Annotated in this window: 11 protein-coding genes; 4 read left to right on the top strand and 7 right to left on the bottom strand. The window is 57.7% G+C overall.

Annotated features, from left to right (window positions below):
- Positions 1-87: 87 nt before the first annotated feature.
- Genes ABLO27_RS19645 through ABLO27_RS19635 form a run of 3 tightly spaced genes read right to left on the bottom strand, consistent with a single transcriptional unit; the run spans position 88 to position 2,904 of the window.
- Positions 88-1,392: a TRAP transporter large permease gene (locus tag ABLO27_RS19645; RefSeq protein ID WP_353034955.1), complete on the bottom strand. Its 1,305-nt coding sequence runs from the start codon at positions 1,390-1,392 to the stop codon at positions 88-90.
- On the bottom strand, positions 1,389-1,883 hold the full coding sequence (locus ABLO27_RS19640; protein WP_353034954.1) for a TRAP transporter small permease: 495 nt from the start codon (positions 1,881-1,883) through the stop codon (positions 1,389-1,391). Before ABLO27_RS19640 ends, ABLO27_RS19645 begins: the two co-directional genes overlap by 4 nt.
- Before the next feature lie 4 nt (positions 1,884-1,887).
- Positions 1,888-2,904, bottom strand: coding sequence for a TRAP transporter substrate-binding protein (locus ABLO27_RS19635; RefSeq protein WP_353034952.1), 1,017 nt, complete (start codon positions 2,902-2,904; stop codon positions 1,888-1,890).
- 116 nt (positions 2,905-3,020) lie between these two features.
- Here ABLO27_RS19635 and ABLO27_RS19630 point away from each other — a divergent pair, with 116 nt between their 5' ends.
- The 4 genes from ABLO27_RS19630 (at position 3,021) to ABLO27_RS19615 (ending at position 11,154) form a co-directional block, all read left to right on the top strand.
- Complete coding sequence (locus ABLO27_RS19630) at positions 3,021-3,470, top strand: MarR family winged helix-turn-helix transcriptional regulator (protein WP_353034951.1); 450 nt, start codon at positions 3,021-3,023, stop codon at positions 3,468-3,470.
- 91 nt (positions 3,471-3,561) lie between these two features.
- Positions 3,562-6,777 carry a 2Fe-2S iron-sulfur cluster-binding protein gene (locus tag ABLO27_RS19625; RefSeq protein WP_353034950.1) on the top strand — a complete coding sequence of 1,072 codons (3,216 nt, stop codon included), beginning with the start codon at positions 3,562-3,564 and terminating at the stop codon, positions 6,775-6,777.
- A 137-nt stretch (positions 6,778-6,914) separates the two neighbouring features.
- Positions 6,915-8,057, top strand: coding sequence for an efflux RND transporter periplasmic adaptor subunit (locus ABLO27_RS19620; protein ID WP_353034948.1), 1,143 nt, complete (start codon positions 6,915-6,917; stop codon positions 8,055-8,057).
- Positions 8,050-11,154, top strand: a complete 3,105-nt coding sequence (locus ABLO27_RS19615) for an efflux RND transporter permease subunit (protein ID WP_353034946.1) — start codon at positions 8,050-8,052, stop codon at positions 11,152-11,154. Before ABLO27_RS19620 ends, ABLO27_RS19615 begins: the two co-directional genes overlap by 8 nt.
- A gap of 73 nt (positions 11,155-11,227) precedes the next feature.
- On the opposite strand, the gene ABLO27_RS19610 is transcribed toward ABLO27_RS19615, so the two are convergent.
- The 4 genes from ABLO27_RS19610 to ABLO27_RS19595 are packed head-to-tail and all read right to left on the bottom strand — an operon-like array spanning position 11,228 to position 14,905.
- Entirely contained in the window at positions 11,228-12,007 is a 780-nt protein-coding gene (locus ABLO27_RS19610; RefSeq protein WP_352941093.1) for an ABC transporter ATP-binding protein, read from the bottom strand.
- Positions 12,004-12,912: an ABC transporter ATP-binding protein gene (locus ABLO27_RS19605; RefSeq protein ID WP_353034944.1), complete on the bottom strand. Its 909-nt coding sequence runs from the start codon at positions 12,910-12,912 to the stop codon at positions 12,004-12,006. The genes ABLO27_RS19610 and ABLO27_RS19605 overlap by 4 nt, the downstream gene beginning before the upstream one ends.
- A gap of 2 nt (positions 12,913-12,914) precedes the next feature.
- Positions 12,915-13,844 carry an ABC transporter permease gene (locus ABLO27_RS19600; RefSeq protein ID WP_353034942.1) on the bottom strand — a complete coding sequence of 310 codons (930 nt, stop codon included), beginning with the start codon at positions 13,842-13,844 and terminating at the stop codon, positions 12,915-12,917.
- Positions 13,844-14,905: an ABC transporter permease gene (locus ABLO27_RS19595; protein ID WP_352941087.1), complete on the bottom strand. Its 1,062-nt coding sequence runs from the start codon at positions 14,903-14,905 to the stop codon at positions 13,844-13,846. Before ABLO27_RS19595 ends, ABLO27_RS19600 begins: the two co-directional genes overlap by 1 nt.
- Positions 14,906-15,085: the final 180 nt, after the last annotated feature.

Raw genomic sequence — 15,085 nt, 5'->3', positions numbered from 1 at the left:
AACAGACAGTTTCCGAAGCACCGGTCAGGTGGCTTTTTTCGGGGTCTCTCCAGCGAGAGGCCCAGTGGTATTTCCTGTTTCACAACGCTAGTTGAACATGGCGTTCGGAATGACAAGAGCGATTTCCGGAAAGGCCACGATCAAAGCAAGTGTTGCAATCATGGCGAGCCAGAACGGCATGATGCCGGCAAATATGGTTTCTATCCTGACATCCGGCACGACGCTCTTGACGATGAAGACGTTGACGCCAACGGGTGGAGAAATCAGCCCCATCTCGAGCACGATGACCATGACGACGCCGAGCCAGATCGGATCGAAGCCCAAACCAACCACAAGCGGAAAGACAATCGGCAGCGTGATCACCAGCAATGAAAGTCCTTCGATGAACATGCCAAGGATCACATACCCCAAGAGGATGAGGCCAAGGGTTCCGTAGGTTCCAAGCGCAAGCCCGGTCATGCCATCGGCAATGGTTGCAGGCAGATGGGAAAGAGCGACAAAAGGAGAAAAGACATTCGCGCCAACCAGGATGAAGAAGGCCATACCTGTTGTCTTCAGGGTTTCCGCGCAGATGCCATACAGAGTTCGTGCGGTGCATTTTCGGCGTGCGATCAGCATGACAAAGGCAAAGAACGCGCCGACACCTGCAGCTTCGACCGGGGTGAAGAAGCCGGTGTAGATGCCGCCGATCGTGATGAGAATGATGACGCCGATACCGGTAGCTCGGAAGAGACTTTGAAGCTTCTCGCGCCGATCGAAAACCGGCCCGCGCGGTCCTTCCTCCGGCCATAGAAAAGTGACAATGGCAATGGCCAGCAAGAACATGGTTGTCAGCAGAATGCCGGGAAGGACGCCGGCCATGAACAGCCGTCCGATGGATTCCTCCGTCAGCACCGCGTAGATCACGAAGCCGGTGGATGGGGGAATGAGAATGCCCAGTGTACCACCGGCGGCAATTGACCCGGTAGCCAGGCGCGAACCGTAGTTGAAGCGCCGCATCTCCGGGTAGGCGACCCTGCCCATAGTGATGGCAGAGGCGATCGAGGAGCCGGAAAGCGCAGCGAAGCCTGCACATCCCATGATGGTTGCGGCCGCCAGGCCGCCTTTCAAATGACCGATGATCTTGTGGGCGGCATCAAACAGATCGCGGCTGAGACCGGCAGCGGAAGCCAGGTTGCCCATCAGGATGAACAGCGGAATGATCGTCAGTTCGTAAACGGTGACGGTGGCAAAGACCTGCCCGCTGAGCGAAAACGCGGCAGCGGTAAATCCGGACAGAATGACGGTTCCGAAGAAGCCGACCACCAGCAGCGCAATTGCAACAGGTGTTCCAAGACCAAGGAGAATGAAAAGGGCTACAAAGCCGAGACAACCATAGAGCTCAGGGCTCATCTTGAAATTCTTTCCAGTACCAGAACAAGTGCAGCAAGGCCGCAGCCCGCGGAAACCGCGTAGTAGGACGGTCCGTATGGAAGCTGCAGCAACATGGTGGATTCACCGAATGTTGCCGCCTCGAGCGCGTTGGAAAAGGCTCGCCAGGACAGGTAGCCGAGCATGACAGTGCCCAGTGCGGTTACCATCCAGTCCAACACCATCTGAACTGCCAGAGGCAGTTTCAGAACAAGTGTGTCGATGGCGATCAGGCGTCCTGCGAGCACACAAAGCGGAAAACTGAGGCTGACGACAAATGACAGGAGGATCTGGGCGTAGTCGTTCGCTCCGAAGATCGGCTTGTTGAAGAAGGACCGCAAAAGCGCGTCCGAAACCGAAAGTCCCATCAATGAAAATACAAGAAGGCCGCCGGCTATGACCAACGGCACTTCAATCCAGTTGCGCCAGCCTGCCGAGGGCAGGCCGGACGCTTCAGGCTTTTTCAGCGACATCAGCTCACTTGCCGCTCAAGGCAGCGGCAATTGCGTGCGCGTCCGCACCGGTTTCTTCGCTTTTCTTGTCGAGGAAAGTGTTCAGGGCATCGGTCATCTTGGCCCGGAACTCGGCTTCAGCCTCTGGCGTGATTTCGACAAGCTCGACACCACTTTCCTTGGCGAGTTCAAGCCCTGCCTGACCTGCCTTGTAGAAGGCTTCTGCGCCCTTCAGACTGATTTCCCGGCCGGTCAGTTCGTTGAGCTTTGCCTTCTGGTCGTCACTGAGGTTATCCCAGCTGGACTTGTTCATCAGAAGATAGAAGCTGTCCAGCGCCGTCGGGATGTTTGTCGTGACGTATTTTGCGGTTTCGTTCAGCTTGTAGGAACGGATGCCGGACGGGCCGATCATGACCGCATCGATGACGCCGGTGTTCATGGCGTTGTAGGCATCGGTGGTCGGCATGGAAACGGGAATACCGCCCCAGGCCTCGACAAGTGTTGCCATGACCGGGTTTGGCGTACGGATTTTCATGCCCTGCATGTCGGCAAGGGTCCGTACAGGCTTCTCCCTGGTAACCAGAACCGAAGGGTTGTTTGCCCAAAGCCCGAGCAGCTTGGTCTGGTCATATTCATCTTCGATGAGGGCAATGTTGTCCCAAAGTGCGTTCGTTGCATCCGTGCCGTTGGCAAACAGACCTGGAATGTGAACGACACCCGTCTTGGCAAACTGCTTCGGGGTGTATTCCGGTATTCCGAAGACAATATCGGCAACACCTGTCACGACGCGCTTGTACTGCTGCACCGGTCCTTTGCCGAGTTCACCTGACGGATAGATCCGCATGGTGAGTTCGCCGCCCGTCGCCGTATCAATATCTTCAGCAAGGGGGGACATCACCCCCTGGTCCATGGGGTGCATGGACGGCATGAAATGAGCGACTTTCAATTCTTCGGCGCCTGCCGACTGAATGCCAAAAGCAATGGCGGCGGAGGCGATCGCAGCCACCGCCTTCGTGCGGACGCGTCCCACACTTACCTTCATTGACTCTCCCTCCCGTGATTGTCATCCAGTTAATTAACTTGAATAATTATCATTGTTAATTGCATAAGAGGGTATGAGAATTTACGAGTCAACCCGGTTTATCGACGAGGCGCTGAATGTCTGAAGACTTTACGCTGCACAACCGGATTGGTTTCAAGGTGACCCGCCTGGCGAGGATCATGGAAGCCCGGTTGGAAAAGCAGCTTTCCGAACACGGGATCACCCGGTTGATGTGGTGCGCGCTGCGCGGGATCGGGATGGAAAACGTCAAGACGCCTTCGGAACTTGCCGACTATATCTGCATCGCCAGGCCTGCGGTTTCCAGGCTGCTGAAGACCATGGAAGAACGCGGGCTTCTGGCACGCAGCGGCATCAACGACGACAAGCGCTACACGGAAGTGGCGCTGACGGAGCTCGGTGTCGAAAAGATGAAGGCCTGCCATGTTCTGGTGCGAGATTTGAACGAACATTTCGCCGGCAAACTGGATGCGGCTGCGTATGAGCGTTTCATGAACATGGTCGATACGTTGACGGAAGACGAACAGGTTCAGCTTATGCGTTTGTGAGCGCGATGGGTTGAAGAGAGGGGGAGAGAGTGTTTGTGGTTGGAGGCTTGCTGTCCGTTGAACCGTCACAGAAGACTGCGGAGTGAACGCGGTGAAATATTTCTCTGACAAGACACGCCCCTTTCATCTGGGTCCTTTTCCGCTCGAGCGCCTGGCACGATCCGAAACCGGTTACGAAACGGCCGGAATGCCCGCGTTCGGGCAGATGACGTTTTCCCGTCCGGACAGTCCCGAAAACGTCATCAATGCGATGAGCGAAGCTCAGGCGATGCTCGACGCCATACGGGACGGATTGGTCAACAAGGCAAGGGCAGACGTTCCTGATGATCTTGTCGAGCGGCAGAACCACCTGAAGGCGTTCGGGTATTTCTCCGATGTGTCGATGGCAGGGACCTGTTCCGTTCAGCCCGAAATGTTCCTGGAGGCACCGTTCCGAAATCCGGATGTCGACCGGCTGGCGGAAAAACTGCGGACCACGCAGACCAAGTCGCTTGCTTCCGGTATCGACATGATCATGGCAGATCTTCGCGACGCAATGAATGCGCCGGCAAAGGATGTTGCCCATCACAGGCATGCGTTGGTGTTCCTGGTTCAGCATCCGCGCGAGGTCCGAGAGGACGAGCCCGGTTCTGTCTGGCTGGAAGGAGCTGCAGCACATCGTTCCGCCCTGCGTGCCATGGAAGTTGCCGTCGTCCTGGCGCAATACATCCGGTTGCTCGGTCACGAAGCTTGCGCGCACGGCCACACGACGGCCGATGTTGATCTGCATCACCTTGCCGTTGCCTCGGGACTTGCGACCGTTGAAGGCGGGCAACTGGTAAATCCGTATCTCGGGCAAGGCTTCTCCATCGCGGCTGTGACCACTGACTTTCCGATCGCTCATGACAGGCCATTGTTGCCGATGTCCCGGCAACCGAAGGCAAAAACGCACGGTCTTGCCTGGAAAATCGGGTATCGAACCGGCAAAAGCGCTCGCAATCTGGAACCGTTTGCCAACCGTCGATACGTTGATGGTGCGCATCCGTTCGAGACGTTGAAACGCGTTGATGAGCCGACGACCTATATCGATGAGGAACGCGTTCCGCGGGTTCCGAAGCGCACCGACATGTTTGCACGCTCGTTGTTCGGTGACATGGGGCAAAGGAACCAGAAAGCTGCCACCAACGGTCAGTATGTGCGCAAGTCCGCTCCGTCCATGGCACAGCGGCGCGCGCTTGGCGCCTTTGTTCTCTTGCAGGACGGGGAGGCTGAGACGGAACGTTCAAGTTCGACCTCGGACCCAAGCTCCAACGCCGACAACCTTAAGGCCTTGTCCTATTTTCTCGGAGTTGATGCCGTCGGCATTTCGCGCAGCCCGGAGTGGAGCTGGTACTCGCACGACGCTACGGGAACCGCGATCGACCCACCTCACGATCAGGCGATCTCGATGGTCATCGACCAGGGCTATGAAACCATGGAAGGGGCCTCCGGTGACGACTGGATCGCCGTGTCGCAGTCCATGCGGGCTTATTTGCGATTTTCCATCCTCGGGAGTGTTGTTGCCAAGCAGATCCGCAATCTCGGCTACAAGGCCAAGGCGCATACGGTCATGGATGGGGAGGTGCTGCAGCCTCCTTTGCTCCTGCTGTCGGGCCTTGGGGAAGTCAGCCGTATCGGCGAGGTTATTCTCAATCCTTTCCTGGGGCCCCGCCTGAAGTCCGGCGTTGTAACGACTACGATGCCGGTGACACATGACAAACCGATTTCCTTCGGGTTGCAGAATTTTTGCGAGAACTGCAACAAGTGTGCCCGCGAGTGTCCTTCCGGCGCCATCACCGCCGGTCCGAAGCTGATGTTCAATGGCTATGAGATCTGGAAATCCGACAGCCAGAAATGCACCACCTACCGTATTACCAATCAAGGCGGGGCGATGTGTGGGCGATGCATGAAGACCTGTCCCTGGAACCTTGAGGGCATTTTTTCCGAAGCCCCATTCCGCTGGGTGGCAATGAACGTGCCGCAAGCTGCGCCGGTGCTGGCCAGGCTGGACGATCTTGCCGGTAATGGACAGCGTAATCCGGTAAAGAAATGGTGGTGGGATCTTGAGCTGCAGGAAGATGGTGCCTACAGGCCTTCCAGCTTCCCGGTAAATGAGCGTGACCTTCAAAAGGATCTCGACCTCAAATACGAAGACCAGACGCTGGCCGTCTATCCCGCCAACCTGGCGCCACATCCCTGGCCGTTTCCGTTTCCGATGGATCGGGAGAAGGGGATTGAAGCCTATCAGGCTCTGATCACCGCCGAGCAGTACAAGGCCCGCCTTGAAAGGGGCGAGACGGACGGGATCGCGCACGAATACAGGATTGATGGTGACGCACCGGTTATCCGTGTCGAGATCACCAAAGCGGAGCAGATGGCGGACGGTGTCACCAAGTACGAGTTCTCGTCGCTTGACGGCTCTCCGCTTCCGGCGTGGGAGGCCGGTGCTCATATCGATATCGTCGTGGCCCCGGAGTTTCTGAGGCAGTATTCCCTGTCAGGCGATCCTGCGGACAGAAGCCGGTATCAGATCGGAGTCTTGCGGGAAGACGAAGGACGTGGCGGGTCCAGACTTTTGCACCGCATCTTCACCGAAGGGCGGAAGATCTTCATTTCCAAGCCGATCAACCATTTTCCATTGCACGAAGAGGCCGAGAAGTCCTTTCTGATGGGTGGCGGGATCGGCATAACGCCGATGATTGCCATGGCACATCAGCTGCATGCGATGGGTGCGGATTTCGAAGTGCATTATTCTTGCAGCGACCGGGAAGGCGCGGGATATCTGCAGGATCTTGAACGGGTTCCCTGGTCGGACAAGGTCCACCTGCATTTCAGTTCCGAGGGCAGCCGTGCGAACCTGGACGAGATCCTTGGCAGCTACAGCGCCAATCATCATGTCTATGCCTGCGGGCCGGATCGCTACATGACTTCGGTAACCGAGGCTGCCGAACGGGCAGGCTTCGGCGAGGACGAGTGTCATGTCGAATATTTCAATGTGCCGGAAACACCGGAATACGAGAACCATCCGTTTGTTCTGAAACTGGCCCGCAGCGGCAAGCAGATCGAGGTCCCCGCGGACAAGACAGCCGCGGATGTCCTCAACGAAAACGGTATCACCGTCGACGTGAAGTGTTCCGATGGTATCTGCGGGGTGTGCAAATGCGGTCTCGTTTCAGGGGACGTTGAGCATCGGGATTTCGTTCTCTCAAAGAAGCAGCGGGAAGGTGCGATCATTCTTTGCCAGTCCCGTGCAGTTGAAGAAGGTGGTGTGGTTGAAGTTGACATGTAGTCGCCTTGCCCGAATTTCTTCTTATTTCTGAGACAAATACTCCAATTCGTGTCTGGTCTTTTGCTTGCCGATTCTGTCTTATGTGGATTGAACGGTTGCAACTTTGACCTGTCCCTTGACGCTGCGAGGTGAAATACATGAACCGGGGTATTGGAGTGATCCTTGCGATTGCGGTCGCGTTCATCCTTGGGTTCTGGATTTCGTCAAGCGGGCTCATTGGCTCGAAAAATACCCCGGCCCAGGTGTCCTCCCTGTCGGAAGTCGGCCAGAACCAATCGGATGGAACCGAAGAAAAATTTCCGACCAATGCTGTCTTCGTGACTGTCGAGGATGTTCAGCTCACCCCGCCCAGATCGCGCATTCAGTCGATCGGGACCGGCAAGGCGGTTCGTTCCATTCATGTTACGGCCGATGTTGCCGGAACGGTCGAGAAAATTCATGTTCAACCGAATACGGACGTGAATGCCGGAGACCCCATCGTCACCCTGGAGCGCAAGACCCAGGAAATCCTGCTGGGCAGTGCCAAAGCGGAATTCGAAAAGCAGAACGCTGCGTTTGCCAGATACGAAACGCTACTGAGCCAGCATTCCAACGCCGTTTCTCAGGCCCAGGTGGATGAAGCACGGGCCGCTCTCGCCGTTGCCCAGGCCCAGGTGGCGGAGGCGCAGTACGAATTTGACCGGCGTATCATCCGGGCGCCTTTCTCGGGTCGGATCAACCTGAACGATCTCACGGTCGGCAGTTACCTGCCGCAAGGTGCGGAAATCGTGACCCTGGTCGACGCCAGCAGCCTTCTGGTGGAATTCACGGTTCCTGAGACATCGATTTCCCAGATCCGGATCGGCGTTCCCGTGCGGTTGTCGACGCCAGCCCTGCAAGGCCGGATCTTCAGCGGCGTCGTAGAGTCCTTTGACAGTTCCATCGATGAAGAATTCCGAACCGTTCGGGTTCGGGCCGAGGTGCAGAATCCTCAAAACCTGTTGCTTCCGGGAATGACTTTCAGCGTCAGTCTGGCCAGTTCGGACAATCCACTGCCGATGGTGCCGGCGGTTTCCATTCTCTGGAACCAGAACGGCGCCTATGTCTGGCGGCTTGGAGCGGACGACAAACCGGAACGGATCGAAGTGGTTCTGCGGCACCGGCAAAGCGACAATGTCTGGGTTGAAGCGGACCTGAAAGACGGTGACCGCGTGGTGAAGGACGGAGCCTTCAAGGTCAGCCAGGGCGCCGACATCGCGATTGAAGTTGCCGGAGCAGAGGCAGGCCGCTCTGATGGGTGAAGATGCGGCACACAAGGTCACGCGTGAAAAGCTCGGACTTGCAGCGACGTTTGTCGGGCGCCCGGTGCTGGCGCTTGTGGTCAACCTCCTGGTGATCATTGCCGGACTGACCGCGCTACAGGGTGTCGAGGTTCGGGAACTGCCGAACGTATCGCGGCCGGTTATTTCTGTCAGGGCAACCTTTGCCGGTGCTTCCGCAAACACAGTGGACGCGGAAGTCACCAGTGTTCTGGAAGATGCGCTGGCGCGGCTTGAAGGGCTGGAGAACATCTCTGCGACATCAAATTACGGCAGCGCCAGACTGACGCTCGAACTCAGCTCCACCACCGACATCACCGATGCCGCCAACGATGCGCGCGATCTTGTCTCGCGTGCCAGACGAAACCTGCCCGACGACCTGGAAGAGCCGACAGTCCAAAAAAGCGATGCGGATGCAGATCCGATTGTCAGGCTCGCCTTGAGCGGAACCCTGCCTTTGACCGACCTTGCCTCACTCGCGGAAGGCATCGTCTCGGACCGGCTGCTGTCAATTGAAGGTGTCGCGGAAGTTCAGACCGTTGGCGATTACGACCGGATCATGCGTGTCACGTTCTCTCCGGTCGCCCTTGCCAGCCGGGGGATCTCGCTTGCCGACATGCGCTCTGCGCTGGCCAGTGCCAATCTGGATATCCCGCTCGGAGCGCTGGAGACCAACACGCAGGCGCTGATTGTCCGCTCAGTCGCTTCAACCACGACCGAAGAAGCCATCTCCGCAATCCGCCTCAATCGTGAAACGGTTATCGGCGATGTCGCCTTCGTGCAGTTCACCTCTGACGACCCGACCGTGATTACCCGGATCAACGGTCAACCGGCCGTCGGCCTCAACGTCATTCGACAGTCTCACGCCAACACGCTGGCAATCTCGAATGCTGCCCGAACCGCCGTTGCCGAGTTGCGAGAAGAGTTGCCCAGTGGAGCTGATCTGATGATTGTCTCCGATGACGGTGTTTTCGTGGAACGGTCCATCGCCGGGGTGGTCACGAGTATCGGTATGGCCGTCGTGATTGTCGTGGCGGTGATTTTTCTGTTCCTTCGATCTGTGAGAGCGGTGATCGTGCCGGCGGTTGCTGTGCCGATCGCACTCGTCGGAACCCTGTCGGCCATCTGGGCGGCGGGGTTCTCGGTCAACACGATCACACTCCTTGCGCTGGTGCTGGCAACCGGCATGGTGGTTGATGACGCCATCGTTGTGCTTGAGAACATAGTTCGCCGGAGACGTGAAGGCTTTGGAGCTTTCGCCGCTGCTGCAGTTGGCACACGGGAAGTCTTCTTTGCCGTGATCTCCACAACAGCGACGCTCGCTGCGGTGTTCATTCCGATTTCCTTCCTGCCCGGCCAGGCAGGCGGCATTTTCAGTGAATTCGGGTTCGTTCTCGCCTTTTCCGTGGCGTTGTCGTCTTTCGTTGCGCTGACGTTTTGCCCTGCGCTTTGTGCTTTCATCGATCCGGGGAAACCCAATGGCAATGCGAATGTCACCGAGGATGAGCAGACCGAGCCGAGCCGAGGCGTGCTGGCACACTTCGACAGGCTGATCGATGCCATCATCAGGTGGCGCTTTAGGGTGCTTGGAGCAGCGCTGTTGTTTGCCGCTGCTTCCCTGGCACTTTACGGTTCACTGCCACAGGAAATCACGCCGTCGGAAGACCGGGGCACCATCATGGTTGCTCTGCGAACACCTGCTTCTGCGAGCCTTGACTACACCAGCCGGCAGGTCGAACGTGTTGAAAAGATCCTGGAGCCTTATGTCCAGTCCGGCGAGGCGGTTGCGGTCCAGTCGATCATCGGCTTTGGCAACACCAACTTCGGACTGGTCTTCGTGCGATTGGCGCAATGGGAAGAGCGGGCGAGAAGTCAGCAGGAAATCGCCGCGGAGATTCAAGGGCCGCTCAGCCGGATACCAGGCGCGCTCATTTCCCTTCGCAGTCCCAACAGTCTGGGCATCCGGGGCGCTGGGCGGGGAGTTCAGTTTGCGGTCGTCGGCAAGGAGTATGATGCTCTGGGAGACCTTACCAACGAGCTGATCGCGGCGATGGATGGTGATCCAGCGTTCTCCAATCCGCAACTCGTTAATGAGGTCAACCAGCCGCAGCTTCTGCTTGAGGTCAATCGCGACCAGGCAGCCAATCTGGGCATCGCGCCCCGTGATGTTGTCGAGACCTTGAACACGGTTATTGAGGGCGACAAGGTTTCCGAGATTTTCCTCAACAACGAGGCCATTGACATCCAGCTCGAAGTGGGGGGACGCCCGATCAATGATCAAGGTGACCTGGAAAACACCTTTCTTCGGGCGAGCAACGGCCAGTTCGTCCCAATATCGACCGTGGCTGAACTGTCGGTCTCTGCAGCTGCTTCAACGCTGGCTCGTGAAGCCCGCGAACGGGCAGTCACTGCGCAGGCCAATCTCGGACGAGGCGTTGACCTGGGAACCGCAGTCGCGCGGCTGAAGGAAATCGCGCCGGACATTCTGGGCAATGAGGGCCGCCTGGTTTTTCTTGGAGAAGCCGCAACACTGGACACTGGTGAAACGGCAGCGCTGCTGGTGTTTGCCGCAGCCCTGTTGATTGTCTTTCTGGTTCTATCGGCACAATTTGAGAGTTTCAGCAGTGCCTGCATCATTCTGATCACGGTTCCCTGCGGACTGGGCACGGCCCTGCTTGCCATTTTGATGACTGGTGGAAGCTTGAATTATTACAGCCAGATCGGGCTCGTCATTCTGGTCGGTATCATGGCCAAGAACGGCATCCTGATTGTCGAGTTTGCCAATCAGCTGCGCCAGAAAGGCCAATCGGTTGACGATGCCATACGCAATGCCATGCGGATCAGGCTCAAACCGGTCATGATGACCATGGCCTCCACCGTTGCAGGCAGCATTCCGCTTGTACTTGCTTCAGGGGCAGGAGCCGAGGCCCGGATTGCGGTTGGCTGGGTTGTGGTCGGCGGCCTGGGGCTCGCAACCATCTTCACTCTGTTTCTGACCCCGGCAGTTTACCGGATCATTGCCTCCTGGGCGCAGCCTCCGGGGGCTTCAGAGAAGCGGTTGAGCAGGGAACTCGCCTAGAATGCTCTGACTTCGACGATCCCGTTTTCCGGACGGCGTGGCAGAGGTGTTGCCACGCCCGTTGAAAGTGCTATCAGGCAAATTCCTTGAAGGTCTTCAGAGCTGCCCGGTCATAACCGTGAGAAGCGGTCCACAGCTGGCGGGTGTAGTCATGGGCGACTTCGCCGCTGCGCATCTGTTCCTCGGTCATTTCCTCGATGACCACGCCCCGGTTCATGACCGCGATCTTGCTGCACAAGTGACCGACCACAGCAAGATCATGACTGACCATGATGTAGGTCAGTCCGTGCGCCTTGCGCAGCGCCGACAGCAGATTGAGGATCTCCGCCTGAACAGAGACGTCCAGAGCGCTTGTCGGTTCGTCCAGCAGGATGACCCTTGGCTCCAGAATGAGTGCCCGGGCGATGGCAACGCGCTGACGCTGGCCTCCGGAAAGCTGATGGGGGTATCGGAAACGGAATTCCGGTCCAAGGCCAACCTCCTTCAGGATCCTGATGATGCGCTCATCGCGATCATCAAGATTATGAATGACGAGCGGCTCTTTCAGTGTGTCGTCTACGGTACGGCGAGGGTGCAGTGATCCATAGGGGTCCTGAAAGACCATCTGCATGTGCTTGCGTGAAGCAACGGTGCGCTTGGGCGTGAGGAGCTGGCCGTCCACCTTGATGGATCCGGTCCAATGCGCATTGATGCCGACCATCGCGCGCAGAATGGTGGACTTGCCGGAACCGGACTCGCCGACGAGCCCGTAGCTTTCGCCTTCCGCAACTTCCAGATTGACGTCGCGGACGGCATGGATCTGATTGTGACCGGAGCCAAAAACGATGTTCAGGTCCTTTATGTCGATCATCATGACCGGCCTCCATCGGCATTGCCGCCTTCGGTCAACCAAGCCGGGTCCCGTTTCAGGACCGGCAGGTCATCGTGCCTGCCGTCCAGGCGCGGAAGGCAGTTCAGCAGGCCCTTGGTATAAGGGTGTTGAGCCTGGTCGAGATTTTTGGCGTCGAGCGTTTCCATGATCCGTCCGCCATACATGACAAGCACCCGGTCGCAGAAACTGGAGACCAGTTGCAGGTCGTGGCTGATGAGCACAAGCCCCATGCCGCGTTCGCGGACCATGTCATCCAGAAGGGCCAGTACCTGCATCTGAACCGTCACGTCGAGCGCGGAGGTCGGTTCATCGGCAATCATGACCTGCGGATTGGTGATCAGCATCATGGCGATCATGATGCGCTGCCCCATGCCCCCGGATACCTGATGCGGATAAAGGTTATAGACCTTTTCCGGTTCACGGATGCGCACGGTGTCCAACATGGCTAAAGCGCGTTTTTTTGCGTCCGCCTTGGAAATGTCCTCATGGCGGCGGCAGGATTCGGCAATCTGGGCGCCAACGGTCAGAACGGGATTCAGCGAGTATTTCGGGTCCTGCATGATCATCGAAATGCGGGAGCCCCGGATGCTGCGCATCTTTTTCTCGCTCGCCTTCATCAGATCCAGGCCGTCGAACTCCATCTTGCTGGCGTCGATCGAGCCATTGCCGGCCGTCAGGCGCAGCAGAGCTCTGCCGGTCTGGGATTTGCCGGAGCCGGACTCCCCGACAATGCCGAGCCGTTCCCGGCCCAGGTCGAAGCTGACGCCGCGCACCGCATGGACAGGTCCTTTGGGCGTTGTGAAGCGCACGTGCAGGTCACGCACCGAAATCAGCGGATCCTGTCCCGAAGGTTCTGAAGAAAAACCGGTCATCCTCATCTCATTCATGCTCAGTGCCCTCCCGAACTGCGCGGATCGAGCACGTCTCGCAAACCATCACCCAGCAGGTTGAAGCCCAGGGAGACCACGAGAATAGCAATCCCGGGAATGGTCGGCACCCACCATTGATCAAGCAGGAAATCTCGGCCGGTTGCAATCATTGCGCCCCATTCGGCCAGGGGAGGTTGCGCACCGAGGCCAAGGAACCCAAGACCGGCTGCCGTCAGAATGATGCCTGCCATGTCGAGGGTCAGTCGGACGATCGTCGAAGACAGGCACATGGGCATTATATGGGCAAAGAGGACGCGGGCCTTTGATGCCCCCAAGATTTCGGCAGCCATGATGTATTCGCTGCTGCGCAAGGTCAGCGTTTCCGCCCGGGCCAGACGTGCATAGGGTGACCAGGTAGTCAGAGCGATTGCCAAAACCGCGTTTTCCAGACCCGGGCCTAGAACAGCCACGAACGCAAGCGCCAGAATGAGGCGCGGAAACGCAAGGAAGATGTCGGTGATACGCATCAAGACCTTGTCGACAATGCCGCCGAAAAGGCCGGATGCCGTTCCGATGATCAACCCGATGGGCATGACGATGATCGAGACAAGGAAGATGATATAGAGGGTGACGCGCGACCCCCAGACAATCCGGTCAAAGACATCGCGCCCGAGCTCATCCGTGCCGAACCAGTGCTCGGCGCTCGGTGCGGCCAGGCGATTGGCAAGATCCTGCGTCGTGCCGTCGCCGCTTGCAATCAAGGGGGCGAACAGTGCGACGAAGCAAAGGAAGGAGACGATAAACAACCCGAGCATTGCGATCGGGTTGGTCTTGAACGACAGCCAGCCGATATAGGCCCGCTGACAGCGCGCCTGGAAGGCGTTCTGGGGGAAGTCTGCCAACAGCCAGGCAGTCAATCCGCGGTTCGATTTGATGGACGCGTCTGACATTACTTGGCCCTCGGATCGACAATTCGATAGAGAATGTCGGACAACATGTTGATGAAGACGAAGGACAGTCCCACGACCAGCGTGCCGCCGATTACGGCGTTCATGTCCGCGTTGAAAAGCGAATTGGTGATGTATTGGCCGATCCCGGGCCAGGCGAACACGGTTTCGGTCAGGACCGAGCCTTCGAGCAGGCTGGCATAGGTCAGGCCGATGATGGTGATCAGCTGCACCAGCACGTTGCGGAAGGCGTGATGCCAGATTACGGCACCCTCGTTCAGGCCTTTGACCCGGGCCGTCAGAACATATTCCTGGTTCAGCTGGTCCAGCATGAACGAGCGGGTCATGCGGGCAATATAGGCGAGCGAGTAGATCGCCAGCATCGAGGCCGGTAGAATGATATGCGAGACAGCGTTCCAGAAGACATCCCAATGTCCTTCGATCGCTGAATCGATGAGAATGACGCCGGTTATCGGATCGACAATGCCATCATAGAAGAAGTCGATGCGGCCGGGGCCCGCGACCCAATCCAGCTTTGCATAGAAGATCAATAGGGCAACCATGCCCAGCCAGAACACCGGGATCGAGTGGCCGAGCAATCCAATGACGCGGACGATATGGTCGATCAGTTTGCCTTGCCGCACGGCCGCCAGGACGCCCGCGGGAATGCCGATGATGATCCCGACAATCGTTGCGATGGTGGCAAGTTCAAGAGTGGCGGGAAAGAAACGCTTGATGTCCTCGATCACCGGACGGGTGGTCATGACCGAGTTGCCAAAATCGCCATGCAGGATGTTGTTGAGAAAGATCAGATATTGCTGCCAGATCGGCTTGTCGAGACCGAGCTGAAGATACATCGCCTCATAGACTTCCTTGGACGCGCGATCGCCGACGATCGCGACCACAGGGTCATTGGGCATGATGCGGCCGATAATGAAGGTAATGGCCGTCAAACCGATGAAGGTGAGAAGGAGCATGACGATGCCCCCGCCGATCTTTCTGGCCACATTCACATAGGGTTTGAAATCCACCGCCGCGCTTCGCACTGTGGAACTGTCAGTCATTCAGATATTCCCGCAACTTGCACCCGCCGAAATGCAATCCGGGAATCCTGCCGTAATTTTCTGCCAAAGCATCCGCCCCCGGATAACAATCGATAGCCACGCAAAACCGCACGCCCCTGGAGATGTCGGGCGCGCGGTATTACGCATTGTCGATGGCCGCACATGTTTGCTGAGTGCAAC

Source organism: Roseibium sp. SCP15, from assembly GCF_040329435.1.
Taxonomy (GTDB): domain Bacteria; phylum Pseudomonadota; class Alphaproteobacteria; order Rhizobiales; family Stappiaceae; genus Roseibium.
This window is presented reverse-complemented; position numbering and strand designations above follow the sequence as displayed.

Bases quoted from the DNA above. Each gene is read 5' to 3' on its own strand.
- ABLO27_RS19605 (WP_353034944.1), bottom strand. From the start codon at position 12,912: ATGAATGAGATGAGGATGACCGGTTTTTCTTCAGAACCTTCGGGACAG.
- ABLO27_RS19615 (WP_353034946.1), top strand. From the start codon at position 8,050: ATGGGTGAAGATGCGGCACACAAGGTCACGCGTGAAAAGCTCGGACTT.
- ABLO27_RS19600 (WP_353034942.1), bottom strand. From the start codon at position 13,844: ATGTCAGACGCGTCCATCAAATCGAACCGCGGATTGACTGCCTGGCTG.
- ABLO27_RS19640 (WP_353034954.1), bottom strand. From the start codon at position 1,883: ATGTCGCTGAAAAAGCCTGAAGCGTCCGGCCTGCCCTCGGCAGGCTGG.
- ABLO27_RS19595 (WP_352941087.1), bottom strand. From the start codon at position 14,905: ATGACTGACAGTTCCACAGTGCGAAGCGCGGCGGTGGATTTCAAACCC.
- ABLO27_RS19610 (WP_352941093.1), bottom strand. From the start codon at position 12,007: ATGATGATCGACATAAAGGACCTGAACATCGTTTTTGGCTCCGGTCAC.
- ABLO27_RS19630 (WP_353034951.1), top strand. From the start codon at position 3,021: ATGTCTGAAGACTTTACGCTGCACAACCGGATTGGTTTCAAGGTGACC.
- ABLO27_RS19645 (WP_353034955.1), bottom strand. From the start codon at position 1,392: ATGAGCCCTGAGCTCTATGGTTGTCTCGGCTTTGTAGCCCTTTTCATT.
- ABLO27_RS19620 (WP_353034948.1), top strand. From the start codon at position 6,915: ATGAACCGGGGTATTGGAGTGATCCTTGCGATTGCGGTCGCGTTCATC.
- ABLO27_RS19635 (WP_353034952.1), bottom strand. From the start codon at position 2,904: ATGAAGGTAAGTGTGGGACGCGTCCGCACGAAGGCGGTGGCTGCGATC.